Annotated in this window: 23 protein-coding genes; 19 read left to right on the plus strand and 4 right to left on the minus strand. The window is 59.5% G+C overall.

Translation table 11 applies throughout. From position 1 onward, the window contains the following. The first annotated feature begins 89 nt into the window (after positions 1 to 89). From G1C97_RS00065 to pstB, 9 genes are all read left to right on the plus strand, one after another. Positions 90 to 1,292 (plus strand): 3-deoxy-7-phosphoheptulonate synthase, encoded by a 1,203-nt coding sequence (locus tag G1C97_RS00065; protein WP_100496352.1) that lies wholly within the window; start codon positions 90 to 92, stop codon positions 1,290 to 1,292. Between the two features lie 71 nt (positions 1,293 to 1,363). After that, a complete protein-coding gene (gene mtnN, locus G1C97_RS00070; protein WP_205832450.1) occupies positions 1,364 to 2,077 on the plus strand; it encodes a 5'-methylthioadenosine/S-adenosylhomocysteine nucleosidase in 714 nt (237 codons plus the stop codon). Between the two features lie 232 nt (positions 2,078 to 2,309). Beyond that, positions 2,310 to 3,623, plus strand: a complete 1,314-nt coding sequence (locus G1C97_RS00075; protein WP_169240011.1) for an MFS transporter — start codon at positions 2,310 to 2,312, stop codon at positions 3,621 to 3,623. A 229-nt stretch (positions 3,624 to 3,852) separates the two neighbouring features. Further along, positions 3,853 to 5,223, plus strand: coding sequence for a sensor histidine kinase (locus G1C97_RS00080; RefSeq protein WP_169240012.1), 1,371 nt, complete (start codon positions 3,853 to 3,855; stop codon positions 5,221 to 5,223). 142 nt (positions 5,224 to 5,365) lie between these two features. Then, the gene (locus tag G1C97_RS00085; protein ID WP_165775843.1) at positions 5,366 to 6,070 is read left to right on the plus strand and encodes a response regulator transcription factor; all 705 of its coding nucleotides are present in this window, start codon (positions 5,366 to 5,368) and stop codon (positions 6,068 to 6,070) included. 315 nt (positions 6,071 to 6,385) lie between these two features. Next, complete coding sequence (gene pstS, locus G1C97_RS00090; RefSeq protein WP_100496347.1) at positions 6,386 to 7,516, plus strand: phosphate ABC transporter substrate-binding protein PstS; 1,131 nt, start codon at positions 6,386 to 6,388, stop codon at positions 7,514 to 7,516. A gap of 227 nt (positions 7,517 to 7,743) precedes the next feature. Continuing rightward, positions 7,744 to 8,703: a phosphate ABC transporter permease subunit PstC gene (gene pstC / locus G1C97_RS00095; protein ID WP_100496346.1), complete on the plus strand. Its 960-nt coding sequence runs from the start codon at positions 7,744 to 7,746 to the stop codon at positions 8,701 to 8,703. Next, positions 8,700 to 9,704 (plus strand): phosphate ABC transporter permease PstA, encoded by a 1,005-nt coding sequence (gene pstA, locus G1C97_RS00100; protein WP_165775842.1) that lies wholly within the window; start codon positions 8,700 to 8,702, stop codon positions 9,702 to 9,704. The genes pstC and pstA overlap by 4 nt, the downstream gene beginning before the upstream one ends. A gap of 35 nt (positions 9,705 to 9,739) precedes the next feature. Then, positions 9,740 to 10,519 carry a phosphate ABC transporter ATP-binding protein PstB gene (gene pstB, locus G1C97_RS00105; RefSeq protein WP_100496345.1) on the plus strand — a complete coding sequence of 260 codons (780 nt, stop codon included), beginning with the start codon at positions 9,740 to 9,742 and terminating at the stop codon, positions 10,517 to 10,519. 598 nt (positions 10,520 to 11,117) lie between these two features. Here the strand turns inward: pstB and G1C97_RS00110 are convergent. Beyond that, entirely contained in the window at positions 11,118 to 12,512 is a 1,395-nt protein-coding gene (locus G1C97_RS00110) for an NCS2 family permease (RefSeq protein ID WP_100496344.1), read from the minus strand. Positions 12,513 to 12,949: 437 nt separating this feature from the next. On the opposite strand from G1C97_RS00110, the gene G1C97_RS00115 reads away from it, so the two are divergent. The 6 genes from G1C97_RS00115 (at position 12,950) to G1C97_RS00140 (ending at position 20,610) form a co-directional block, all read left to right on the plus strand. Then, on the plus strand, positions 12,950 to 13,666 hold the full coding sequence (locus G1C97_RS00115) for a hypothetical protein (protein WP_169240013.1): 717 nt from the start codon (positions 12,950 to 12,952) through the stop codon (positions 13,664 to 13,666). A gap of 305 nt (positions 13,667 to 13,971) precedes the next feature. Then, positions 13,972 to 14,493 carry a 50S ribosomal protein L10 gene (rplJ, locus tag G1C97_RS00120; RefSeq protein WP_100496342.1) on the plus strand — a complete coding sequence of 174 codons (522 nt, stop codon included), beginning with the start codon at positions 13,972 to 13,974 and terminating at the stop codon, positions 14,491 to 14,493. A gap of 108 nt (positions 14,494 to 14,601) precedes the next feature. Next, positions 14,602 to 14,982 (plus strand): 50S ribosomal protein L7/L12, encoded by a 381-nt coding sequence (gene rplL, locus G1C97_RS00125; protein WP_100496341.1) that lies wholly within the window; start codon positions 14,602 to 14,604, stop codon positions 14,980 to 14,982. Between the two features lie 332 nt (positions 14,983 to 15,314). Further along, positions 15,315 to 16,775 carry an FHA domain-containing protein gene (locus G1C97_RS00130; protein ID WP_169240014.1) on the plus strand — a complete coding sequence of 487 codons (1,461 nt, stop codon included), beginning with the start codon at positions 15,315 to 15,317 and terminating at the stop codon, positions 16,773 to 16,775. Between the two features lie 8 nt (positions 16,776 to 16,783). Then, positions 16,784 to 20,407: a helicase gene (locus tag G1C97_RS00135; protein WP_169240015.1), complete on the plus strand. Its 3,624-nt coding sequence runs from the start codon at positions 16,784 to 16,786 to the stop codon at positions 20,405 to 20,407. A gap of 2 nt (positions 20,408 to 20,409) precedes the next feature. Then, positions 20,410 to 20,610: a hypothetical protein gene (locus tag G1C97_RS00140; RefSeq protein WP_169240016.1), complete on the plus strand. Its 201-nt coding sequence runs from the start codon at positions 20,410 to 20,412 to the stop codon at positions 20,608 to 20,610. A 29-nt stretch (positions 20,611 to 20,639) separates the two neighbouring features. Here G1C97_RS00140 and G1C97_RS00145 read toward each other — a convergent pair whose 3' ends face one another. The 3 genes from G1C97_RS00145 to G1C97_RS00155 all read right to left on the minus strand — a co-directional run bounded on the left by G1C97_RS00145 (position 20,640) and on the right by G1C97_RS00155 (position 22,428). Beyond that, positions 20,640 to 21,260 carry a flagella basal body P-ring formation protein FlgA gene (locus G1C97_RS00145; RefSeq protein ID WP_169240017.1) on the minus strand — a complete coding sequence of 207 codons (621 nt, stop codon included), beginning with the start codon at positions 21,258 to 21,260 and terminating at the stop codon, positions 20,640 to 20,642. Between the two features lie 192 nt (positions 21,261 to 21,452). Next, positions 21,453 to 21,638 (minus strand): FmdB family zinc ribbon protein, encoded by a 186-nt coding sequence (locus G1C97_RS00150; RefSeq protein ID WP_100496336.1) that lies wholly within the window; start codon positions 21,636 to 21,638, stop codon positions 21,453 to 21,455. 115 nt (positions 21,639 to 21,753) lie between these two features. Next, entirely contained in the window at positions 21,754 to 22,428 is a 675-nt protein-coding gene (locus G1C97_RS00155; RefSeq protein ID WP_169240281.1) for a 5-formyltetrahydrofolate cyclo-ligase, read from the minus strand. An 87-nt stretch (positions 22,429 to 22,515) separates the two neighbouring features. On the opposite strand from G1C97_RS00155, the gene G1C97_RS00160 reads away from it, so the two are divergent. The 4 genes from G1C97_RS00160 (at position 22,516) to G1C97_RS00175 (ending at position 26,261) form a co-directional block, all read left to right on the plus strand. Then, positions 22,516 to 23,190: a GNAT family N-acetyltransferase gene (locus G1C97_RS00160; RefSeq protein ID WP_169240018.1), complete on the plus strand. Its 675-nt coding sequence runs from the start codon at positions 22,516 to 22,518 to the stop codon at positions 23,188 to 23,190. Positions 23,191 to 23,272: 82 nt separating this feature from the next. Beyond that, positions 23,273 to 24,649 carry a hypothetical protein gene (locus G1C97_RS00165; RefSeq protein WP_169240019.1) on the plus strand — a complete coding sequence of 459 codons (1,377 nt, stop codon included), beginning with the start codon at positions 23,273 to 23,275 and terminating at the stop codon, positions 24,647 to 24,649. A gap of 167 nt (positions 24,650 to 24,816) precedes the next feature. Continuing rightward, entirely contained in the window at positions 24,817 to 25,110 is a 294-nt protein-coding gene (gene groES / locus G1C97_RS00170; protein ID WP_100496332.1) for a co-chaperone GroES, read from the plus strand. Positions 25,111 to 25,271: 161 nt separating this feature from the next. Next, positions 25,272 to 26,261 (plus strand): AAA family ATPase, encoded by a 990-nt coding sequence (locus G1C97_RS00175; RefSeq protein ID WP_240950924.1) that lies wholly within the window; start codon positions 25,272 to 25,274, stop codon positions 26,259 to 26,261. Position 26,262 lies beyond the last annotated feature (1 nt).

Below are 26,262 nucleotides of genomic sequence, written 5' to 3' on the forward strand. Positions count from 1 at the left end.
GCATAGGCGGATGCCATCGTGCATGTCGGTGCCGCTTGCCGTCACTGTTGGGTATTCTTGGGGAGCAGTATTCCCAAGGAGAGCAAACCATGCAACAACAGGACGCCCACATGCGGCCGCTGAACCGCCCGGAGGACCTCAAGGCTATTCGTGAGGCGATGGAAGAGGGCAAGAACCCGCTTATCGCCACGGATGTGCCGCGCTGGGAGGATCAGGTCGGTATCAGTCGCATCGTCAATCGTCGTGTGCTGGAATTCGAGGTACTGCCCACCCCGGCACAGGTGTTGGCTGATCAGCCGCTGACGCCTGAAGCACAGGAGATCGTGGCTTATTCACGCGATGAGATTCGCGCTTGCCTGTACGGTCAGGATGATCGTCTGCTGGTGATCGTCGGCCCCTGCTCGGTCCATGATCCGAAAGCGGCACTGGACTATGCCCGTCGTCTCGCCAAGCTGAAGGATGAGCTCGGCGGCGAACTGCTGATCGTCATGCGCGTCTATTTCGAAAAGCCGCGTACCACGGTCGGCTGGAAGGGTCTGATCAACGACCCGGATATCGACGGCTCCTGCAATATCAAGAAGGGTCTGCTGCTGGCCCGCAAGACGTTGCTTGATGTACTGGGTACCGGTTTGGCCGCCGCCACCGAGTTCCTGGAACCCACCAGTCCGCAGTTCATCGCCGACGCGGTGAGCTGGGGCGCCATCGGTGCGCGCAACACCGAAAGTCAGGTGCATCGTCAGCTGGCCAGCGGCCTGTCGATGCCGATCGGTTTCAAAAACGCCACCGACGGCTCCATCAAGGCGCCGACCGACTCCTGTTTTGCCGCCGCTCAGCAGCATACGTTCTTCGGCATCGACCACATGGGTCGTGCCGCCGTGGTCAAAACGCTCGGTAACCCGGACTGTCATGTGGTCCTGCGTGGTTCGAGCCATGGCCCGAACTATGACGCCGCTTCGGTCAGTGAAGCGCTGGAGACGATCCGTACGCTGATGCCGCAGGAATCCGCTGCCGCCCATGGATTGATCGTGGATTGTTCGCACGGCAACTCCGGCAAGGATGAGCATCGTCAGGCCGAGGTGGTGCGCGACATCGCCGCGCGTATCGCATCGGGGGAGCAGGGGATCACCGGTGTGATGATGGAAAGCTTCATCGAGGGAGGCAATCAAAAGGCCGCGCCGCTCGATCAGCTGGTCTACGGCAAGTCCATTACCGACAAATGCATCTCTTGGCCCGACACTGAGTCGTTGTTGCGCGAGCTTGCCGAAGCTGTGGCCACTCGCCGCTGGAAGTAAACGATTTCAGCGATGCCCCTGCCGGATTGGACGGCGGGACATCTGCTACCTCTTTCGCGAAAGGAACCATTATGGGTATGAAAACCGTTGTGATCATCGGCGCGTTGGATGAGGAAGTGGCGTTGATCGCCGGTTCGCTCACACATGTCACCCACATCGCCAAAGGCAGTCTCGACATCGTCTCCGGCACGGTGGATTCCTTTGGCGCTCATGTGATCAAGGTGGTCGCCACTGTGGGAGGCATGGGATTGGTGAACGCGGCCGCAACCACTCAGCTGCTGATCAGCGAGTTCGCTCCGGATGCCGTGATTTTCTCCGGCATCGCCGGTAACCTCAACACCCACCTGCATATCAACGATGTGGTGCTCGGCGGCACGCTGCGCTATCTCGACACCGATATGCGTCTGGTGGGGCAGTGGAAGCCGGGTACTGCCCAAGAGCCCGTCACTGAATTCCACTCCGACGACCGACTGCTCGACGTGGCCGATCAGGCGCTTTCCGCCGCCGGCATCACCCATATCACCGGCATTATCGCCTCGGGTAACTATTTCGTAGACACTCGGGAAAAGGTCGAAGAGGTTATTCGCCTGACCGGCGCGGATGCCGTGGAAATGGAAGGTGCTGCGGTGGCTCAGGTGGCCGCGCGCAACGAAGTGCCGGTCTTGGTGATCCGCGCGCTTTCCGACAACGCAGACACCGACTATGAGGTGTTCAAGGAGTTCGATATTTCCGAGTACGCCGATACCGCCGCCCGTCTGGCCGTGGATATCGTGAAGCGGCTGTAGCTACTGTCCGTTTCATAGATGTGATGTTCACTATGTGAGCGTTCCCGCCACCTCCACCGTCGCTTGCGCCATACTCATGCGTCAGGCACAGCGATGTGTGGGGGATGTCGCTGGGGCCACAAGCCATACCACCCTTCCTCTGCATGCCGGTCGTTGTGCTTCATTTTTTCAATGAATACGGATTTCCGCATGAATGAGGCGGAATACGCGCAGCATGAGGGGAAGAAAGAACATGTCTGCAAGCGCAACTGCGGCGATGACGAAAACGGTGAAGAAGGATTCGGTTCCTGATATCATCGCCGCCTCCATGGTCGGTACGGCCATCGAATTCTACGATAACTACTGCTACTCCATCGCAGCCGCCAGCTACTTCGGTATGGTGTTCTTCACCGAAGTCGCCAAGTCCAATCAGGCGCTGGCCACGCTGATGGCATTCGTCACCTTCGCTGTCTCCTTCCTGGCCCGTCCGTTCGGCTCTATGCTGTTCGGCCACTTCGGTGACAAGATGGGCCGCAAGAAGACCCTGGTGATCGCCCTGATGACCATGGGCATCGCCACCTTCCTGGTCGGCTGCCTGCCGGGCTATGACCAGATCGGTGCTTGGTCCGTGGTGATCCTGTGCATCTGCCGTGCATGCCAGGGTGTGGGTCTCGCCGGCGAATGGTCCGGTGCCGCGCTGGTCGCCACCGAGAACGCTCCGGCCGACAAGCGTGCTCTCTACGGTTCCTTCCCGAACCTCGGCGCTCCGATCGGCTTCTTCTGCGCCTACGGCCTGAACCTGCTGCTCGAATCCAACTTGAGCCAGGAGCAGATGGTGGCTTTCGGTTGGCGCATCCCGTTCCTGTGCTCCGCCGTGCTGGTGATCATCGGCCTGTACGTGCGTGCCCGCATGTCTGAGACCCCGGTGTTCCGCAAGGCCTCCGAGGAGAAGCGCACCTCCAAGCACCCGCTGCGTGACCTGCTGCCGTACACCAAGGAAGTCATCCTCGGCACTGTTGCCATGGGCATCACCTACACGCTGTTCTACGTGCTCGGCACTTGGTCCCTCGCATACGGCGTCAAGGGCCTGAAGTTCACCCAGGGCGAGTACCTGCTCATGCAGATGACCTCCGTGGTCTTCTTCGCCATCTTCATTATCGTCTCCTGCGTCTACGCCGACAAGGTGGGCCGTAAGAAGGTGCTCATGCTGGTAACCGCCGGCACGCTGATCTTCAGCTTCTTCACCCCGTTGCTGCTCGTGCACTCCGCGGCTCACATCATGATCTTCCTGTGCGTCGGCTTCGTGCTCATGGGCGGTCTGTTCGGACCATGCGGCGCCTACCTGCCTGAGCTCTTCCCGGTGCACGTGCGCTACTCTGGCGCAGGCCTGAGCTACAACCTCGCCGCCATCTTCGGTGGCGCATTCGCCCCGACCATCGCCCAGGCCCTGGTTTCCTCCAAGTTCGGCGTGGCCGGTGTGGGCTGGTACATGGCCATCATGGCCGCCCTCGCCCTGCTTGCGCTGTTCCTGATCAAGGAAAGCAAGGACAAGGATTACGAGCTGTGATGCGATCCGCGAGCTCTCAGCCGAACGCAAGGCATAGAGCATAGAGTTGTCAGCGATGCGCGATTGATAAGGCGCGACTTGATAACTTGGCATAGTCGAATGGCTCTCCTCACCCGAGGAGAGCCATTCGACGTATATGCGCAATGAGCGTCAGATAAAAATGAACAATAGGCGAACTTACGTAGTTCCACAGTGATGCTACATACTCCGCGTTCTACTCTTGAGAATCATGAGTATCTGGAAGATCGTGGTATTGACGGCGCTCGCCGTGCTTGTTGTGGCGTGGGCCGCGCTCATCGCCTACAACAAGGGCCGCGCAGCCGGGCGGACGGCTGCTCAGGAGATGGCGGCCGAGAATCAAGACACGCGTTCGCTGTTCGGCGACGACGTGCCTGTGCGGCCTACTGAACAGCGATTGATTGAGGTGATGCCTCAGGCGGTGATCGTCACCGATCGCAACGGGCAGGTTCATTATGCCAGTCCAGGTTCGGTGCAACTGGGGTTGATATCGGGCGGACGCCTCAATTCCCGGGAGATCGAGGATATTCTTACCCAGGCTGCGGCCGACGGCGGCGTACGTGAGCGTGAGGTCCAGCTGCCGTTGAAGCGCAGCATCTTTCCTCCGCTTGACGGCAAAGGCATTGAAGCCGGGCAATCGTTGCCCTCAAATACGCTGTATCTGCGCGTGCGCATAGGCGATATCGGCGACGATCTGTATGTCATCCTTATTGCCGATGTGTCTGAGCAGCGTCGTTTCGAGGCTGTGCGCCGTGATTTCGTCACGAATGTGTCGCACGAGCTGAAGACTCCGGCCGGGGCCATTGCCCTGCTTGCCGAAACCATCGGAGATGCGGCCGACGATCCGGATGCCGTGCGGTATTTCGCCGGCCGTGTGACCAAGGAATCCAAGCGATTGACCGAATTGGTGCAACACCTCATCGATTTGCAGCGTGCGCAGGCCTCGCAGGGGGTGATGGATGTTGAACGCTTGTCCGCGGTGGACGTGGCGCGTGCCGCCATCGCCGAAAATCATGTGCAGGCCGAAGCGCGGCATGTGGATATTCGGTTGAGCGTTAACGGCCGGCCGGTGTCGGCATCCGAGGATGATGAGGAACAGCCTGAAACTCCGACCACAGAAGGTAAAGGCGGAAACGAGTCGGTCAAGTCTGAGCCGATGATCATGGCTGACCGCGAGGCGATGCGTACCGCCGTCAAGAATCTGGTGGAGAACGCCATCCATTACTCTCCTGAACACACCACGGTGGCTGTTGGCGTCAGCGAACACGATGGCAAGGTGATTATTCGTGTAGTCGATCAAGGCATCGGCATCCCGGAAAAGTCCCTCGATCGTATTTTCGAACGGTTCTACCGCGTTGATCCGGCCCGTTCTCGTGCCACCGGCGGTTCAGGTCTGGGATTGGCCATTACCAAGCACTGCGTACAGGAGAACGGTGGACGGATTTCGGTATGGTCCCGTGAAGGGGAGGGGTCCACGTTCACCATCGAGATGCCTCAGGCACCGACAGACGCCGGCGGTAACGCAAGTGATGACACGGGCGACACTGTTGAACCGACTGATTCAATCTCGCCTCGGCCATAACCTACCTGTGTAGTCGAAGCAAAGAAATTACGTACTTCAGGCAACTTCAGGCAAACAACAGGCGAACGGGAAACGGATGATTACGATGGATTCAGGAAATTTTGTATTGTCGCGTACGGGCACATACCCAAGAAAGGCCAGCATGACACGTATTCTCATCGTGGAAGACGAGGAATCCTATCGTGAACCGTTGGTATACCAGCTTACACGTGAGGGGTATGACGTGTCTGCTGCGGCTACCGGCGAAGAAGGATTGGAGCTGTTCACCAAGGGCGGTATCGACTTGGTGCTGCTCGATTTGATGCTGCCCGGCATCGATGGCACTGCCTTGTGCCGTCGTATTCGTGAACAGAGCCGTGTGCCGATCATCATGCTTACGGCGAAATCCGCTGAAATCGACAAGGTGGTGGGTCTGGAGATCGGTGCGGACGATTACGTGACCAAGCCGTACTCGTTCCGTGAGCTGCTCGCCCGCATTCGTGCGGTAATGCGCCGCAATCAGGCTTCCGCAGAAGCACCTGGTTCGGTGGACGACGATATTCCATTGGTGTGTGGCGATATCTCCATGCAGGTGGGTCAGCATCAGGTCACCGTGCGAGGTGAAACCGTGTTCTTCCCGCTGAAGGAATTCGAGCTGTTGGAATACCTGATGCAGAACAAGGGCCGTGTCATGACCCGACACCAGCTGATCGACCGCATCTGGGGCTCCGATTATGTGGGCGACACCAAAACCCTCGACGTACACGTCAAGCGCGTGCGCTCCAAAATCGAGGAGGATCCGGCGCATCCCAAGTATCTGACCACCGTGCGCGGCCTTGGATACAAAATCGATACGCCTGCCGAGTGAAATCGGACGCGATATAGGACAAATAGGACAATGCGAGGGCGGCCCTGGTGGGCCGCCCTTTGTCGTCGTTCCTTCCTTCGGCGAATCCAGATGAATACGGCGAGCGCGGCCGGACAAGCGTTACGACAGCTGGATCGACCGTCTCCCAAACTACGTAGTGCGGACGTAGTCGTATTCATTAGCAAGTGTTCATCTTCCGTTTACTGATTTCGTCTCTCAGCCCGTTCAATCGCCCATACGCTTGTAGATGTCATGAGTTGACCGGGCTTCATAATCTAGCCCGTGTTTAATTGATAGAGGGAATAAGAAACAATCATGCAGAAGAACATTTTCGTTCGCTCCCTTGCCGCTCTGTCCGGCATCGCGATGCTCGCCACTGTCGCTGCCTGCGGCGACAACACTGCCTCCACTTCCAGCTCTTCCACTTCCACCGACGCCTCCAAGACCGCTCCGGTCACTGGCAACTATCAGGGTGCCGGTGCCACCTCCCAGCAGGCTGCCACCGAAGCATGGATCGCCGGCTTCGAAGCCGCCAACGATGGCGCCAAGATCGCTTACAACCCCACCGGTTCCGGTGCAGGCGTGACTACCTTCCTGACTGGCGCTACCGCTTGGGCAGGCTCGGACAAGGCCCTGTCCGACGATGATCTGGCCAAGTCCAAGGCCGTTTGCGCCGAGGGCGAGGCCTTCGACGTGCCGGTGTACATTTCCCCGATCGCCATCGTCTTCAACCTGAAGGGTGTGTCTGACGCCGGCAAGCACATCAACCTCGATGCCGCTACCGCCGCCAAGATCTTCGACGGCAAGATCACCAAGTGGAACGATCCGGCCATCGCCGATCAGAACAAGGATCTGACCCTTCCGGATACCGCCATCACTGTGGTGCACCGTTCCGATAAGTCCGGCACCACTCAGAACTTCGTCTCCTACTTCAAGGATGCGGCTCCGGACGCATGGACCTACGACCTGTCTGAGAACTGGCCGAACGAGGTCGGTCAGGGCGCCAAGGGCACTTCCGGCGTGATCTCCACCGTCAAGCAGGCCGATGGCACCATCGGTTACGCTGACTTCTCCCAGGTTGGTGATCTCGGCACCGCCGCCATCAAGGTCGGCGACAAGTACAACGAGATTTCCGCTGAGGGCGGCTCCAAGGTTATCGAGGATTCCCCGCTGGATGACTCCGCCAAGGGCGACAACCGCGTGGTTGTCAAGATCAACCACTCCACCACTGCCGACGGTGCTTACCCGATCGTGCTGGTCTCCTACGACATCGTGTGCCCGGCCTACAAGGACGCCAAGCAGGGTGCGTTCGCCAAGGCTTGGCTGACCTACGTCACTTCCGCTGAGGGCCAGAAGGCTGCTCAGGACGCCGCCGGCTCCGCTCCGCTGCCGTCCAGCCTGACCGAGAAGGTCACCAAGTCCATCGAGGCCATCAAGACCAAGTGAGCGTGAGGGCGCAATAGCTGCAAGGCCCTGACCTCGTGATCGATAACTGAATATCCGGCTGTGGAGATTTCTGCAGCCAGTCTTTGAGCCGCAGTCGTCAGCATAACGGCTGCGGCTCAAAGCGGGTCAGGGCATATGCGCCCTACGGGAGGCCACGCATGATGGTTTGTACGGCGTGTGTCGCTCCACTACAGACTGTTGCTTGTTCCAACCTCTAAGGAGAATCCGTGAGTTCGCAAGATACACCGGCGGTTATGGCGCCGGCCGGCGGCAAAACGGCGGATAAGGTGTTCAAAGGCATTGCTTATGCCTGTGGCATCCTGATCCTGGTCGTACTGGCCGCCGTGTTCCTCTTCCTTTTCTTCCGCGCATGGCCGCTTATCGGTGGCGATCAGGCCGCCAACAGTGCCACCATCTCCAGCTTCACCGGTGGCAAGGTTTCCAGCTTCTGGGGCTACGTGCTGCCGTTGCTGTTCGGTACGGTACTGATTTCCGTGCTGGCGCTGCTTATCGCTTTCTTCGTATCCATCGGCATCGCACTGTTCATCTCGCACTACGCGCCGAAGAAGGTCGCCACTGCGCTAAGCTACGTCATCGATCTGCTCGCCGCCATCCCTTCCGTAATCTACGGTCTGTGGGGCGGTCTGATTCTGGTGCCGGCCATTTACCCGTTCTGGAACTGGGTGGCCAACCACCTCGGCTGGTTCCCGCTGTTCGCCGGCCCGGCCGCCAACCCGCAGCGTACGGTAGCTACCGTGGCCGTGGTGCTGGCCGTGATGGTCTTGCCGATCATCACCTCCATGTCCCGCGACATCTTCCTGCAGACTCCGTCCCTGCAGCAGGAAGCCGCCTATGGATTGGGTGCCACCAAATGGGAGATGATCAAGCTTGCCGTACTGCCGTTCGGTAAGTCCGGCATCGTTTCCGCTTCCATGCTGGCTTTGGGCCGTGCGTTGGGCGAGACGATGGCTGTCTTGATGATTCTCTCCCCGAGCGTCACCGGCTACTCCTTCAAGATTCTGCAGGCTTCGCAGAGCAACGCCATTGCGTCCAACATCGCCGCGCAGTATCCGGAAGCTGACGACCTCGGCGTATCCGTGCTGATCGGAACCGGTTTGATCCTGTTCCTCATCACCTTCGTCGTGAACTTCGTCGCCCGTAAGATCACCGAGAAAGCGAGTGCATGATGACTGAAGCACAAGCTCAAGCGCCAAAGAGCAATCTGGACGGTGCGCCCGTTATCGACTTCGACAAGTTCCGTGTCAAGCCCAGCACCGAAAAGCGTCGTAAGGCCAAGGACCTGTTCATGGCAGGACTGATCGCCCTGGCCTTCGTCATCGCCTGCCTTCCGCTGATCTCCGTACTGTATACCACCATCAAAAACGGCATCAAGCGACTCAACCTCAATTTCCTGACCTACAACATGACCGGCGTGATCGGTGGCAACCAGACCCCGTCCGGCGGTTACGGCGGCGTGCTCCATGCCATCATCGGCACATTGGAGATCACGGGTGGCGCCATGCTGATCTCCATTCCGATCGGTGTGATGTGCGCCGTGTATCTGGTCGAATATGCGCATGGCGGCAAGCTGGCCATGACCATCTCCCTGCTGGTCGATGTGATGAGTGGTATTCCATCCATCGTCGCAGGTCTGTTCGCGTTCTCGATGTTCACCATCGCGTTCGGTCCCGGTACCATCAACGGTTTTGAGGGTTCCGTGGCACTCTCGCTGCTGATGCTGCCGACTGTGGTCAAGTCCTGCGAAGAGATGCTGAAAATCGTGCCGAACGACCTGCGTGAGGCGTCGTTGGCTCTGGGCGTCACCAAGCAGCGCACCATCACCAAGATCGTGTTGCGTACGGCCCTGCCCGGCATCGTTTCCGGCTGCATTCTTGCCATCGCGCGTGTGATTGGCGAAACCGCACCGTTGCTGATGACCGCAGGCTTCATCGCCAGCACGAACGTCAATCTGTTCTCCGGGCAGATGACCACGCTGCCGGTGTATGTCTATCAGGAGTACTCCAAGCTTTCCGCGAATTGCCCGGCCAACGCGGACGCCACCTGCGTGACCACCATTCCGATGGAACGCGCGTGGGCCGCCGCTCTGGTGCTGATCATCGTGGTTCTGGTGCTCAACCTCATCGGCCGTCTGGTGGCGAAGGTCTTCGCCGTCAAGACCGAGCGTTAAGCCGTAACCGTAAGACAAAGAAATAAGGAATCATCATGGGACAACGTATTGACGTCAACCACGAGAACATCTACTACGGCGACTTCCTTGCTGTAGAAGATGTGAACATCAACATCGAGGCCAACAAGGTCACCGCCTTCATCGGTCCATCCGGTTGCGGCAAGTCCACCGTGTTGCGCACGCTCGACCGTATGCACGAGCTTATTCCCGGTGCTCGTGTAGAAGGTGAGGTGCTGCTCGAAGGCAAGAACCTGTACGACAAGGACGTGGATCCGGTATCCGTGCGTCGTGACGTCGGCATGGTTTTCCAGCGCCCGAACCCGTTCCCGACCATGTCCATCCGCGAGAACGTGCTCGCCGGTGTTCGCCTGAACAACAAGCACATCAGCAAGTCCGACGCCGACGATCTGGTCGAGTGGGCCCTGCGTGGTGCCAACCTGTGGAACGAGGTCAAGGACCGTCTGGACAACCCGGGCATCGGTCTTTCCGGTGGTCAGCAGCAGCGTCTGTGCATTGCACGCGCCGTGGCCGTGCACCCGCAGGTCGTGCTGATGGATGAGCCGTGCTCCGCTCTCGACCCGATCTCCACGCTGGCCGTCGAAGATCTGATCAACGAGCTCAAGAGCGATTACACCATCGTGATCGTGACCCACAACATGCAGCAGGCCGCCCGTATCGCCGACTACACCGCCTTCTTCAACCTGAAGGCCGTGGGCCAGCCCGGTCACCTTGAGTACTTCGCGGACACCACCACGATGTTCAACAACCCGCAGAACGACGAAGCCGAGCGCTACATCTCCGGCCGCTTTGGCTGATCCGTCCCTTCGAGCGGCATGAATTGTGCAACTCGAAGGTTCATCGCTATAGAAGGTCCCGTATGGTTATTCCATGCGGGACCTTCCCGTATTCGCAGGTAGTCGCTTTTATTCGCAAGCGGTCCTTCTGCGAGGTTTGCTGGTGCGAAGATTCAACGGTTTGGCGCAGTCTCTGGCACAACCTTGGAATCAATCGTTCGATGTTGCTGTTATGGCAATATGCTGTGGTACAACTTACGGATTTCCTATGCTTTGCAAGGTCGTGACAATTCTTTTTGCCACAATCGATTCATTCAGCCTAATCATGGCTGTTGTGGCAAGTACAACGGCGGAAAATGGTTACCGTAGTTGGAAGGGCATTGCCACAACTCGCCAGAATCGTCCAAAACTAGTGTTGTGACACAACGTATTGTCCCGATCCCAGAATCAATCGTTTGCCGTTACTGCTGAGACAGGGATTGACGGTCTCGGCAGTCTAGAATTACACAGAACTCCCTTCAAATCACCTCTTGCGCATCAAAAAAGGCTGGACTCATTGAGGAGCCCAGCCGTGTAGCAGTCCATAGCGCGAATCGTTAGTGATTCGCGACCATGAACATCACAGAATCGCCATGCATACAAAGTCCAGGATGAACAGTGCGGAGACGATCCACAGGATCGGGTGCACTTCCTTGGCCTTGCCCTTGCAGGTCTTCACGATGCAGTACATGATGAAGCCACCGGCGATGCCGTAGGAGATGGAGTAGGAGAAGGCCATGAACACGGCTGCGAAGAACGCCGGAATCGCGTCATCGATGTTGGCCCAATCGATTTCCTTCAGAGAAGCGGCCATCATGCAGCCCACGATCACCAGCACGCCTGCGGTGGCGGCGGACGGCACAGCGGAGATCAGCGGGGCCAGGAATGCGGACAGCGCGAAGCAGACGGCCACGACCACAGAGGTCAGACCAGTGCGGCCACCTGCGGCAATACCGGCGGAGGACTCCACGTAGGTCGTGGTGTTGGAGGTACCGCAGATAGCGCCGATGGAGGTGGCGATGGAGTCGGCGAACAGCGCCTTATCCATCTTGGAGGAGAAGCCGTGGCCATTCTCCAGAGCCGCTTCATCTGCTGCGGAGAAGATGCCGGTGCGGCGGCCGGTGCCGATGAAGGTGCCTAGGGTGTCGAACGTATCGGACATCGAGAAGGCGAAGATGGTCACGATGACCAGCGGCAGCTTGGCCGGGTCGGAGAACAGGGCCGGGAAGCCGTCGGCGCTGAAGATGGCGCCGAAGGTCTGCGGCAGCTGAGAGAAGGTTTCGGAGATGGAGACGGAGGAGCCGAAGTTGGTCACGCCGAACGGGATGCCGATCACGGTGGTGATGGCGATGGCCAGCAGCAGACCGCCCTTGACCTTCATCACAGTGAACACGATGGCCAGCACCAGACCGATGAGGAAGACCCACAGCACCTTGTCGTTGAACGTGGCGAGACCCGGGGTCGCGGCCACGGCGCCGCCCTTGGCGGCGGCCTTCGGATCACCCGGGGTGAACTTGATGAGGCCGACGTTCAGCATGCCCACGTACGCCACGAACAGGCCGATGCCGCCGCCGATGGCCTGCTGCAGCACCTCGGGGATGGCCATGATGATCATCTTACGGATCTTGGTGACGGTGATGATGATGTTGATCAGACCGCACAGGAACACCATGCACATGGTCTGCTGCCAAGTGAAGCCCAGGCCGAAGCACACCGTGTAGGTGAAGAATGCGTTGAGGCCCATGCCGGCAGCCTGTGCATATGGCACGTTGGCGAACAGGCCCATGACCAGGGTGCCGATGATGGCCGCGATGATGGTGGCGAGGAACACGCCGCCCCAGGGCATGCCGGTCTGGGACAGGATCAGCGGGTTGACGACGATGATGTACGCCATCGCGAAGAACGTGGTCAGGCCGGCCAGAATTTCGGTCGAGACCGTCGTGTTGTTCTCCTTCAAATGGAAGAACTTCTCCATTGCTCTCTACTTCCTTGGGTTGTGCGGGGTCCGCGCGTGAAGCGGGCACGGCACGCAGAGGCCGATCCATGGAATCGTGCTGTTGCGCCAATGGCTGTTCGACCGCTTGGATACTGCGTGGGTGGTGCTGGACGTGGTTGCCCCGGCGAGAATTGCGACTCGCCCTGATCGACCTGTCTGCGCGCGTGCGGCACAGCCACCCAATCAGAACCATCGCCGATTATAGCCTGTGTGCATATCGTGAAACCGCGGTGCGAAAAACCGAGCTACACTGAAATCCATCTATTGCGTTTTCGCGCGAAAAGTGCGGGAGGCATGTGCATATGAGCCTCTCTGCGTGCTTTTCGCGCGAATCGTACGTGAAATAGGCGGAATGAGGCCGTTTTGCGTACTTTTCGTGCGAATAGAACACAGGGGATTGGAATGCGAGGCGGAAGATGACGAAGACACCGGTGGAAGTCAGTATTACTTCGTGGCGTAAGAACACGGTCAAGGCAGGGCAGGAGCATGGACGGGTGCTGCTGATGCCGGGTACCGGATACAACTGTGATCGTCCGCTGCTCTATTGGGCTGCTCAAGCTCTGGCGGAGTCCGGATGGCGCATCGACCGCATGAATGTGCGCAATGCTTCGGACGATCTGTCCACCGTTATTCCCGTGTTGAACGACGCCATTGATGGTTGGGTTGCGTCGGTGAAGGCCGAGCGACTGCTGCTGATCGGCAAATCGCTGACTACGATGACCTATCCGCATGTGGCTTCGCACTATGGGCTGCCGTTTGTGCTGCTGACTCCTGTGCTGCATCACGCTGATTTCGATCCGTCCGCCCGCGTAATTCCGGTGCCGGCTGTGGGCGATGACATTGTGGGCGAGGATGAAGCGCCGAGCGTGGACGATGCGGCTCAGGTGATTCGTTCGGAACATGCCGGGGATTCGCATGCGCGTGGTTCACGGTACGCAGGCCCCGCGCCATTGATCTGCGCCGGCACCGCCGACCCGTTCTTCGATCGTATCCGTGCCAACGCCTTGACCCCGCATGTGCATGAATATCCGGACGCCAATCATTCCATCGAGGTGCCGGGCCATTGGCGTCGCTCGCTGGATTATCTCAAGGAAGTCACCGCTTCGGTGGCGCAGTACGCCGCTACGTTGTGATCGGGTTGTTGTCGTACGTTTTCCAGAGGGGACTTATGCTTCGCGACACGCCGAAGGGTGATGTTGTCGTCTGCCGCACGTAAATTATCAGACCGTAAACCACAGACCGTTGGTTGAAGTGTGCGTAAGCGCAGTTCCGAAGTTTGGTTCGCCAAGCCAGCGCAGGTTGAGAGATGTAAGCCCGTTAAGGGCTGACAAGTTCGCTTCGCGAGCTTATGTTGCTCTGCCTGTGCGCAGGGCTTTTTTATTGCCCAGCAGCACGTTCCGAACCCGAAAAGTCAACGGCCGACTAAGGAAGGAACGCCATGAAGAGGCCCGAAAAGGAAGTGGTGGTCGCCCAGCTTACGGAACAGTTCCGTAACGCTGACGCTGTCTACCTGACCGAGTACCGCGGGCTTACCGTTCCGCAGATCTCCGATCTGCGTGAAAAGCTAGGCCGCGATACTTCCTACACTGTGGCTAAGAACACGCTGGCTCGCATCGCCGCCAAGGAAGCGGGTATCGAGGGTCTCGATGAGATCCTGTCCGGCCCGACCGCCATCACCTTCGTGAAGGGCGACTTCATTGAGGCTGCGAAGGTCATCCGTGACTTCGCCAAGGATAACAAGGCTCTCATCATCAAGGGTGCTGCCGCTGACGGCACTGTCTACGATGCTGAGGGTGCCAAGAAGCTGGCGGACCTCAAGTCCCGCCCGCAGCTGCTCGCCGAGTTCGCCGGCGACGTCAAGGCTACGATGGCCAAGGCCGCGTACCTGTTCAACGCCCTGCCGACCAAGGCTGTGCGTACGATCGACGCCCTGCGCGAAAAGCAGGAGAAGGCTGCCTGATTTTCGCCATCGCGGCTTGAATCAGATGCTTCGATAATTCAATACACAAGGTTTATTAGGCGGTGAATCTCCACTTCGTTCACTGCCAAGATTTGAAAGGAAGCCATAATGGCTAAGTACACCAACGATGAGCTGCTGGAAGCCTTCGGCGAGATGACCCTGGTCGAGCTCTCCGAGTTCGTGAAGGCCTTCGAGGAGAAGTTCGACGTCGAGGCTGCTGCCCCGGCCGCTGTTGCCGTTGCCGCTGCTCCGGCTGCTGCCGCTGCTGAGGAAGAGAAGGATGAGTTCGACGTCATCCTCTCCGCCGTCGGCGACAAGAAGATCCAGGTCATCAAGGCCGTCCGCGCCATCACCAACCTGGGCCTGGCTGAGGCCAAGGCTCTCGTCGACGGCGCTCCGAAGGCTGTTCTGGAGAAGGCCAAGAAGGAAGACGCCGAGAAGGCCAAGTCCCAGCTGGAAGAGGCTGGCGCCACCGTCGAGCTCAAGTGATTTGTGCGGCATCAGCCGCGAATCATCAGCTTTCGAGAAACCCCGCACCTGTATATGCAGGTTGCGGGGTTTCTCGCATTTTCCGTGATCTGACTTGAGCTAATCTGTGGAGCCTGTACGGTGCGCATGCGTGCCACAGCGTAGATATCACTGAGTAGACTGAAGGAACGTAAGCAATTGACGGACGCATCGCCGTCGGACAATGAGTGGAAGTTGTTGATTCCGTATTCGGTAATACGCCGAAAGCCGGTAAAAGATGACACAATGGCTCATAGTGTATTGACTTGGCCTATGTCATGTTGGCCCGGAGCGTGTTGAGGGAGGCAGCCACGGTGAGTGAGTGGACGGTGAGGATCAACGGTGTGGACCAGGCGAATGTCAAGCCGGGTGAGCGTCTGGAAATCGGTCGTAAACCGTTACGTCCCCTTGCCAGTGACGGCAACGCTCGTCTCGATGTCGCCGATCGGACCAAGTCGATGTCCAAGCGTCACGCCGTGCTGGAGGTGAAAGAGGACGGTACGGCATCCATCCGTGACCTCGGCTCCACCAATGGATCGTACGTGGTACGAGACAATGGCGATCTGCTGCGTCTGCCGCCCCACGCCGAGTTCATATTGCCGTCTTCTCCGATGCGTATGCAGTTCGGTGATGTGCCTGCCGATTTCATTGAGCTCGAACATGTGCCGCAGGAACCCGATTCGGTACCGAATCTGTTCGGGTATGCCGTTGGGGAGGCGCCTCAGGAACCGGATGCCGCCGATATGTCCGTGGATGACATTCTGGATTTGCGCGCCGGTGAGCCGACCGCGATTTTCAGCGCCGAGAATGTCAGGCGCAAAGTGGGGGAGCTCTCTTTGGAAGGGCTTACCGTCACTCAACCGCTGGTGAAGCCCGAGGAGCCCGCCCTGCCGCGTGACCTGTTCGCCGATGCGTTGGCCCAGAATCTCGATGATGCGAATGCGCAGGAAACGCCGAAACCTGCGGAGAACGAGGATTCTCATGATGCGCCGCCGGCGGAACAGAAGCCGGCATCTACGCAGCCGGCGCATGCACGTCCGGTGACGATTTCTGGCGTGGTGCCGGTTGATGCCATTGCCCATCCCGTGGTACGTCATATGCCCGATTCCGTCGCTCTGACTCAGGCGGCCGAGCCGGATGCCGCGGCCGAGGCTTCGTCCAAGGAGGGTGACGAGACGCCGCACACCGATGCACACGTTGGACAGAATAGTCAATCGGAACGGTCTGAGATGGTTGTGGCTGAAGGTGCCGCGCCAGCCGATGACGTGCATACTCCTGCTGCCGCAACGGTGGAAGCGGGCGCGCAGGAAACCGATGATGTTTCGGCAGATGCTGCTCGATCGTCGGAATCGTCGGAGGAGACGCCGCTGAATGCGCAGGATGCATCGAATGGCGATGCGGCAATGCCCGACCGCGCATCGGATGACGCATACCGTCCCGTTGCCGCAGTGGGCGAAACCGACACGACCGGTACCTATACGCCGGCATTCGAACCGGGATCCGTGTTCGAGCGTGTGGCCAAAGGTGAATTGAAGGCCGCCGAGCCGGTGATTGAAGTTGCCGGCATCACCTCTGACGAGGCGCGTACCACGCAGGATTTCAATGTGCAGTTCGAAGCCGCCCGTCACCCTGAGCTGATGGCATTCCTTGCCATGAATCCTTATTTGTATGACGATATGTATGCCTGGCTCGCAGCCCGCGGCGAGGCCGACATCGATGAGGCCTTGGAGCATAACCAAGGTTATCGCGAATACCGTGAAGCGGTTGGAAAGTGAGCCGAGCAATGACCCAAAGTCAGCCCCAGAACACAAATCTCACGGACGGCCTGAACCGTATTCGCCGTTGGCGTGATCAGTATCGCAGCATGCAACCGCCATCTCCGCTGGAAGATGTCAATCAATTGGCGGCGAAACTGGAAATGACCCATGCCCATCCCTCGGGCATCGCCCAGCTGTTCGCTTCAGGCCACGTGCGTCTTGATTCGCTGTTCCGCGATAGTGGTGTGCTGAAAGCGGCCGAGCGCCATGTCGGCCGTGTGCTCGATGATCAGAGCGCCAAACGTCGCGTCTCCGGTGTGGCGGAGCTCTCTTTGGTGGTGGGCGTGGCCACGTGGAAAGGCAATGCGTTGCCGGTGCTGCTGTATCCGGTGGATGTGAGTACCTCCGCAGACAATCCGTCCATGCTGATTCAGTTCACCGGACGGGTCGCGCTGAATACGGCGTTTGTCAATGCGCTGCGTGAACAAGGGGTGTTCCTCGACGAGGACGCCCTGTTCGATGGCTCCAGCTATGAAAGCGGTACGCCGGAGACCTCGGCCATGTTCGCCAGAATCTCCGCCGAGGCAAGCGAACGCATCGCCGATTTCAACATCGAGCGCCAGATCGTGCTCGGTTGCTTTATGGATCCTTCCTCGCAGATGATCAGCGAAAGCCGCCGCTTTATCGACCAGTTGGAGAACGGTCCCACCGGCAATGTGCTGTTGGACGCTCTCGCCGGTAGCGAGACTTCACAGGCTGCGCTGAACGACGCCGATGCGCCGCAATACAGCCCCTTTGATGTGGATCCGCACTCCGAATACGAGGTGGGGGATGTCGATAATACGGTGCGTTATGTCGCGTCGTTGGCGGCATCCGGCCGCAGCGTGGTGATGGACGGCACTTTCCCGAAGGGTACTGCCGAACAAGCGCTGGCAGTGGCCTCTCGTTGCGTGATGAGCGGTCGTTCCGTGCTGTATGTGCCGGGCACCGCCGAGCAGAAGCGAGCCTTTATGCAGGCGGCCGGCGCCAATGAGCTGAAGGCTCAGGTGCTCGATGTGGCTGATGAACATGTCAATGCCGCCATCGACAAGCAGCTGATCGCGGCGGTCGGCTTCCAGCCGGGGGTCGCCACGCAGCGGTTCGACCAGTTGGCGGACGAATTGGTGGGAGTCCGCTCGCGCCTGACCCGTTATCTGGGTGATCTGCATGGCGGCAACGATAAGTGGGGCGTGTCGGCATACGAGACCATTCAGAATCTAGCTCGCATCTCCACATTGCCTACGCATCCGGCTACGCATGTGCGGCTGAGCGAACAGAGTGCCTTGGGCATCGCCAGCTCCATCGAATCGTGGATCGGCAAGCTGGAGCGCGCCGGCGAACTCGGCGAATTCACGATCGGTCCGGACGACACCGCTTGGTACAAGGCCTCTTTGACCACTGAAGAGCAAGCAGTGGACGCCTACCAGCGTGTCGATGATCTGCTGCGTCGTTTCCTGCCAGCCACCCGCGAACAGGTGGCGCGCACGGTACGGGAATGTGGTTTCCCGGTGCCGCCGACCACACGTGAATGGGAACGTCAGGTCACAGTGCTGAAGAATCTCAGGCGTGTGCTGGACGTGTTCCAGCCGGAGATTTTCGAACGTGACATCGATTCGATGATCGAGGCGACCAAACCCAAGGCGCAGCGCAAGGCCGAAGGCACTTCGATGGGCTTCTGGGAACGCCGCCGCCATGTCAAGGAAGCCAAGGCTCTGCTCCGTGTGGGCGCACAGGTCGAAGACCTGCATGAGGCGCTCAAGGTGGTGGCCAAGCAGGGGGAGCAGTGGCATCAGTTCGTACCTCACGGCGGATGGCCGGTGCTGCCTGTCAAACTGGATGAGATCATCGCCACTCAGGAAGCCCTGGTGAGCAACATGACTGCGTTGAACGCGGTGCTCACCACTACGCCGGGCGGCGGCAATCTTGAGTCCGAGGATTTCAACGCCGTGGAGGCCAGACTCAAGTCGCTGCTGGACGATCGTAAAGCATTGGATACGTTGCCGGAACGTTGCCGTCTGGAACAGGAGTTCGCTGCCGCTGGTCTGAATGAATTGGTTGAGGACCTGCGCACTCGCCGCGTGAGCGTCGAACAGGTACGCGGCGAGGTCCAACTCGCATGGTGGACCACCGTGTTTGAGGACATCGTGCGGGCTTCCGCCATCATCTCCAATCAGGATGGGTCCGTGCTGCAGACCGCCTCCGATCGGTTCGCTCAAGTCGATGTGGAACATGTGCGCTCCATCGGTCCGATGGTGGCCCAGGAATCGATGCGCCGCCTGTGCGACATGCTATTCTCGCGCACGCAGGAAGCCAACCAGCTGCATACGGTGCTCGCCGGACGCGCCAATGTGCCGTTGAGCCGTATTCGTCATGATCATCCTGAGATCCTGGCGGCGGCCAAGCCTATTCTGGTGGCTTCCGCTGGCACATTGGCCTCGCTGACCGAACCGTCGCCGCTCGCGGATGTGGCGATTCTGGACGCCTGCGCTCATATTCCCGCCATTGAACTGCTCTCCGTACTCGGCCGTGCCCGTCAGGTCGTGGTGATCGCGCATTGCGCCACGGTGACCAGCGAAAGCATCAAACGTCTGATCGGCATGCTGCCCAAGGTCGAGGTGACGTCCTCGCCGTCGCGCCGGGCTCCTCGCCTGGCCGCATTCCTGGAATCCGAAGGATACGGTCATGTCCGATATGATGTGACCGCAGGATCGTCCGGTGGCGAGGTGCGGTTCCACCGTATTGAAGCCAACGGCGTGCCGGTGATGTCTTCCGGACTGGTGGAATCGAGCCAGCAGGAGATCGATGAGGTGATCCGTCTGATTACGCAGCGCGCCTCCGGATTCGCCGTAGTGCCGTCAAGCTATCGTCTGGCTGTGGTCTGCCTGACCGATGTGTTCCGTACTCGTCTCGGTGCCGAACTGAAGTCGTTGGCCGCTAAATCCGCTGCGATGGGTCGGTTCCTTCGCCATGTGCGTCTGATCTGCTTGCGTGACGTCGCCGGTCTGCGAGCCACCGACGTGATTCTGTCGCTGTGCTACGCGAAAACCTCCCACGGTCGTCTGCTCCAGCAGTTCGGTGTGCTGGAGCATGATGGTGGTCGTGAGCTGCTGCTGGATGCGCTGGCATTGGCCGATCGCCATCTCGATATCGTTTCGGCCTTTGGCTCAGATGAGCTTGATGCCGAGCGATTGCACCAGTCCGGCCCCAAGTTCCTCAAAACCATGCTGAGCTGGGCCGAACAGCTCGACGATAGGCCGGTGCTGCCGTTGCGCGATGCAGCCGGAGATAATGTGCTGTTCCGCGACATCGCTGAACGCTTGCGCGCTCGCGGTCTGCAGGCCGCAGTGGAGTACGGGTTCGACAAGGGTATCCGCATTCCGCTGGTGGTCAGTGTGAAAGACAGGCCATTCGCGCTGGCCGTCCAGACCGATGACGCGAACTTCATGTCCGTACAGTCCACACGTCGTCGTCATCGTCTGTCCGCCCAGGATTTGGTCTCTCTCGGCTGGAACGTGATGACGGTATGGAGCGTCGCCGCGTTCGTGAACCCGGACAAGGAAGTGGACCGCATCGTGGCTCGCATCGGTGAAATCTACGGTGAGGTCAAGTGATCATGGCGGAGTACAGCGCTACCCGTCGCACCCCACGCACGCATAAACGCGTGGTGATGAAAGGAACCGAACGTTTCGATGCGGACGGCGTGAAACTCGAACCTGGAGACATGCAAACCGCCCAGCAGCGTCAGGCCGAGGATGATCGGCGCATTCTCGGCGAGCTGCCGCCGCATTGGGGCATCTTCAGCGAAAAGCAGTGATTGCCCTGCATGTCTGTCGTGTCCCGCGGTTATCGCATCACTGCGATAACCGCGCCGTTCTGCTGCCAGTGCATCACGTTGCTTGCATGCTCCGGCGTCATTGACATCGTCGCATGACGACTGGCGTCGCCGAGCGCATCATTCGACATGGCGTCCTGTGATGCCTCGCCGCCTACCTGAATCACCATCGCGTTCTCGGCGAGTATGCATTCGTCGCTATCGCAACTTGCGGCAGACACGAGATCGACGCAATCGCCCGCGATAAGCCCATGAATGCTGCTTGCCAGCTGCACGTCGATAACGGTGGACCCGGCCGGCACTACCGGCGCATCGCGAGCCATATGAGTGGAGATAGGGTCCTGAGCGTGAATCTCGATCTGTGCGATCTTTCCGATCACCTGTGTGCAATCCGAAGCCATTGACACCCCGGCGGCGGTCTGTGCGACATGCACCAGCCGCACATCGGCGCGTTGAATCGTCTCGCCTCGCGCTATGTCTTCGACGGCGACTACCAGCGGTGCGGTTTGCACTGCGGCCAGCACGGCTTCAAGCCCGAACAGCAGGCCGAATCCCACGCACATGGCCGCAGTCAATCGGCGCAGAGTACGAAGCGCGCGGCGCTGCCGCAACGATCCCTGCGAACGTTTCATGCGGTTCGCGCCAAATGCGGAACCGAGTACAGAAAAGGTCACCATGCAAACCATGGTGACCTAGGCGTTCATGCCAGCGCAAGCCAAACGGACCTATGTGGTTCCAGCTTCCCGAGTTATCCACAATGCCGGTCCGATGCGTATCGAACAGCGGTGCGGCGCGATTGTTGTCCTGGCTGACTACCCGACCGATTACTTGGACGACTTGTCCGTGCGATAGAAACCGTGGCCCTTGAACTCGATCGGCACAGCCGAAAACACCTTGCGCACCTGCTCCTGATCGCACTTGGGGCATACGGTAATCGGATCGTCGGTGAACGACTGCTGTTCGGTGAAATCGTAGCCGCAGTTCTTGCAGCGGTAATGATAAGTAGGCATCGGATTCCTCCACAAGTGTTGAAGTCATATATTTGCCGGGCATGAAGCGCGATAGCGCCGTGCCGTACAACCGTTCACATCCTAGTCGTCGCCATGACACTTCGCCGATGGATTATCAGGCCGGGATGCCGGAACCGGACCGATGCACGTCTTGCAGCTGACGAAAGCCGTCGGGGGTCAGCACCGCATCGGCCGGCACATCATGCGGTTCAACGGGCAGCGGCCGGTCCATGACCTCCCATGGCCAGCACACGGCGATCAGAGGACATCCCTGCCGTCGCAAGGTCAGCGCGCGGTCATACCAGCCGGCACCGCGTCCAAGACGGTAGCCCTGTGGATCAACTCCCAGTGCCGGGGCTATCACAACATCGGCCTCGTGCAACGCCTCCGGCGGAAGCACGGCTCCCATCGGCTCATCGGGGCGGAGATGCGTTGCATGTGCCCCATCTGCCGCAGATTTGCCCGGCACAGTCATCAACGTATCCACCGAGGCCAGCCTGCTCCAGCCGATCTCCAGACCGCTGCCCAACCTCGGTACCAATACCGTGCACCCGCGTTCCAACAGCCATCGCAGCAGGGGACGCGTCTCCACTTCCGTTCCCATGGATACATAGGCGGCCACGGTCAACGGTGCGCCATGAGATGAAAGCGATGCCAATTCCCCCGACAGGTGGCGAACCAATCGTTCGCCGGCTTCGCGACGTTCTTCAGGCGTGGTCAACTTCCGTCGTGCAAGCGCCCTATGCCGCAGCATGGTTTTACCGGGGCTACCGTTGTCGACGGCGGCCATGCCAATCGTCGCTACGGTGTTATCAGCCGATCCGTTCCGGTCGTTTTGCTCATGCGCACTCATATGGCACAACCTAGCATGTTACCGATGGCTACAATAAGGTCCGTGTCAGTTTTCCAGTCCATCAATCAGTCTCTGAAGCAGGCGTTTCATCCGGCGCATCAGATTCGGATGCCTCGCTTGACCTACCCGGCTTTTCCCATCGCGTTGCGTCCGCTGACCATGGATGACGAAGAAGACTGGAACGAGGTGCGTTGGCGGAACAATGACTGGCTTGCCCCATGGGAGTCGGGCGACCCCATGCATTCCGGCTCCATCACGTTCAACCAATGGATTCAGCGTCAGCGGTTCAGCGAGCAGCATGGCGAAGGTGCCCTGTTCGCCATGGAATACCAGATGCATATCGTCGGCCAGATTTCCTTGGGAGCCATATCGTATGGGGCCATGCGCACCGGTGTGGTGGGCTATTGGGTGGACCAGCGCTATGCAGGGCACGGGTTCGCGCCGATGGCTTTGGCCATGCTCGCCGATTGGGCGTTAGGAGATCCTTTCGGGCCGGCCCTGCACCGGCTGGAGATCGCCATACTGCCGGACAATGCGCGCTCGCTGGCCGTGGTGCGTAAGGTCGGCGCACATCATGAGGGGTTGCGTGAACGGTATATGTATGTGAATGGTAGGTGGCGTGACCATGTGACGTTCGCCCTGTTCGCCGAGGATATAGGTTCGGGATTCGCCTCGCGACTCGCCGGGGGACGAAGCTGATGCCCGCGCCGGACGCGGTCTGAACCCGACACGCCCGGATGGAAGGTTCAAGTTCGTCGGCACCTCTCCTATTCTTGACACTATGGGTTATGAGTCACTAAGCACTGTCATCGTGCTGGTGATTGTGACGATTATCATCGTCGTATGGTTGCCTGTGCGCACGGCCAATGGCATGAAGCGTGTGGACGAGCACCGGCAGGATCGATATTCGCCGTCCCTGCATATTGTTGAGGCCGAAAACGGCGAGCGGTTCGGGGACATCAAGCCGCACAAGGCGAAAGGGGCAGCAATGCCAGCATCAACACCGTCAGCGAGGCTGACACCTGAGCATATCGCTCATGTGCGTGAGCTGCGTCGTGCCTCCATTCGTCGTCGCAGAATGTTGGCGGCCGGCCTGCTTGCCGTGACGGTGTTGGTGTTTGTCGCCGCCTTTCCGCTGAAGTTCAGTCCCTGGTTCGCGCTGGTTCCCTTGGCATTGCTGGCGGGTGTGCTGGCGCTGGGAGCCAATGCGGCCCGCCATGCTCGTCTTTGGGAACGTCGGGTGTCGCGGTATGAGCATAAGCGTGCGGCGCAGAAAAAGACCATGAATCAGGCGCGCGTCGAGGCGGCGAAGATCGCTCAGGCTCATGCGCAAGCTAGCGGTGCCATACCGCAGACCTCTCGCAACGAGGCCTCGTCGGACGCGGTCGCACGCAACGAAACACCTGCGTCCGGCGTTTCGACCGAAGTGATGGAGCAGCGTGAGATCCGTCGTGCCCTGCGACAGGCCGAACAGGAGCAGGCCAAGGCCAAGGCGATGCGCAAGGCCGTCGCCGACCGTTCCACAGCATCAGACGATGACTCTGCCTCCTCGGACAAGTCTGGTGAAGCGGTCGCTGCATCAACGCCTTCTGAGGTGGCGGAACATCGCGCTTCCGACGCTTCCGACCAGGGCGAATCGGCGGCAAGGGCCGCAGTTTCCGCTGCATCCCTGACCGTGCGGGACGAACGTGATCAGGCACAGTCGGATGCAACGTCTGAATTGGCTTCGGTACACCCCTCCCGTGCGCTGGATGTGTTCGACATGGCCACATCGCAGGATCTCATCTCCTTCACCCTGGGTGGTGAACAGCACAAGGGCGGCCAGTCCGGTCACGCTCCGGAAAGCCTGGAGATCAAGTCGACCCGTCAGGTGTCGAAGGCCACGCCGGCCGAACCTGAGGTCGTGGAGCGTTTGGTCGATGAGGCACGTGCCGTCAAGGCTGCCGACGATGCCAAGGCATCCGCCGCACAGGCTGCCGAATCCGATGCCACGGCGAATGCGGCGAGCGAAACGGCGGTGAACATCGAGGCCGCCGACGGCGCGGATCGCGCAGCCTTCCACAAGACCGAGGAACAGGCGGACGTCGATGCGCCACAGGCGGCGGCTGATTCCTTGGGCATGGGACTGGATTCCATTCTGGCCCGCCGCGGCAACTGAGCAGTCGTTTTCTCTCACAGCGTTAGCACTCAAGTTGGCAGAGTGCTAACAATCGCGCTACCATGTGTCCTAGCGCAAAGGGACAACGCAAGTGATCGTCAGCCTCTTGAGGCGTTCTGGCGCGGCATTATCGAACTGAACTACAAGCAGATACGAGGTGACCCACAGTGTCGATTAATCTCACACCGTTGGAAGATAAGATCATCGTCAAGCAGGCCGAGGCCCAGACTCAGACCGCGTCCGGTCTCTACATTCCGGACAACGCCAAGGAGAAGCCGCAGCAGGGCGAAGTTCTGGCCGTTGGCCCGGGCCGTCGCGATGACAAGGGCGAGCGTATCCCGATGGATGTCAAGGTCGGCGACAAGGTGCTGTACTCCAAGTACGGCGGCACCGAGGTGCACTACGAGGGTGAGGATTACCTCATCATCGGTGCCCGTGACGTGCTGGCCATTCTTGGCTGAGTAGCGAACGCGCAGTGATCGTTCAGACCCCGGACTGGTGCCGGGGTCTTGTTGTATTCGGACAGGGACATTGCGGCCGGTGCAGCCAGTGCAATTAGCGCTCGGCGTATTTGAGTATGACGGTACGCCGCACGTACACTGGAGGGCAGATCGAAGTCGCTATGAAAGAGGCTGTCATGATCGATGCGCCCGTTGCCACCGCAACTGTCATCGCCCGTCCGTCCATGTTGGTTCATCTTGCCGATACGCTCGAAGGGGCGCTGTCCTGTTCGCGTGAGGTGATCGATCTTGTGGTCACCACCTTTGCGGCCGGTGGGCATTTGCTGCTTGAAGATGTGCCGGGAGTCGGCAAGACCACGCTCGCCCGCGCCATGGGGCGCGCCATCGGCGGCGAGACGAACCGGATCCAGTTCACTCCTGACCTTCTGCCCAGCGACCTGACCGGTGTGAGCATCTATTCGCAGGACGCGCGTGACTTTGCGTTTCATCCAGGGCCGTTGTTCGCCAATATCGTCATTGCCGACGAGATCAACCGTGCGAATCCCAAAACCCAATCCGCCATGCTGGAGGCTATGAACGAAAGCCAGATCAGCGTGGACGGCATCACCCATGTGCTGCCGGACCCATATTTCGTTATCGCCACGCAAAATCCTATCGAGCTTGAGGGGACGTACCCGCTTCCCGAGGCGCAACTTGACCGTTTCATGACCTGTGCCAGCTTCGGCTATCCGTCCGCGCAAGCCGAAGCCGCGATGCTCGTCTCCTCGGACTGGTCGCGGCCGCTTGACCGAGTGCATCAGATATGCACCGCAGACGAGGCGATCGCCATTCGCGCCGCCGTGCGTAGGGTCGCGCTCTGTGATGCGGTGGCCGATTATCTGGTGGCCATCGTCCAAGCCACTCGATCACGTGAAGATATCCGTTACGGTGCCTCTCCTCGTGCCAGCCTGCATTTGGCGGCTATGGCCCGTGCCTATGCGTTTATCGACGGGCGGGATTTTGTGCTGCCGGATGATGTGCGATCATCGGCCGTACCGGTGCTTGCCCATCGTCTGGTGCTGAGGGACGTCGGCTTCGATTCGGGGTCGCTTGACCGGGCCCGAGACATCATCTCTGACATCGTATCCGCCACCTCCGTGCCCAAGGTGTGAC

It is taken from the genome of Bifidobacterium olomucense (genome assembly GCF_012932375.1).
Taxonomy (GTDB): Bacteria; Actinomycetota; Actinomycetes; order Actinomycetales; family Bifidobacteriaceae; genus Bifidobacterium; species Bifidobacterium olomucense.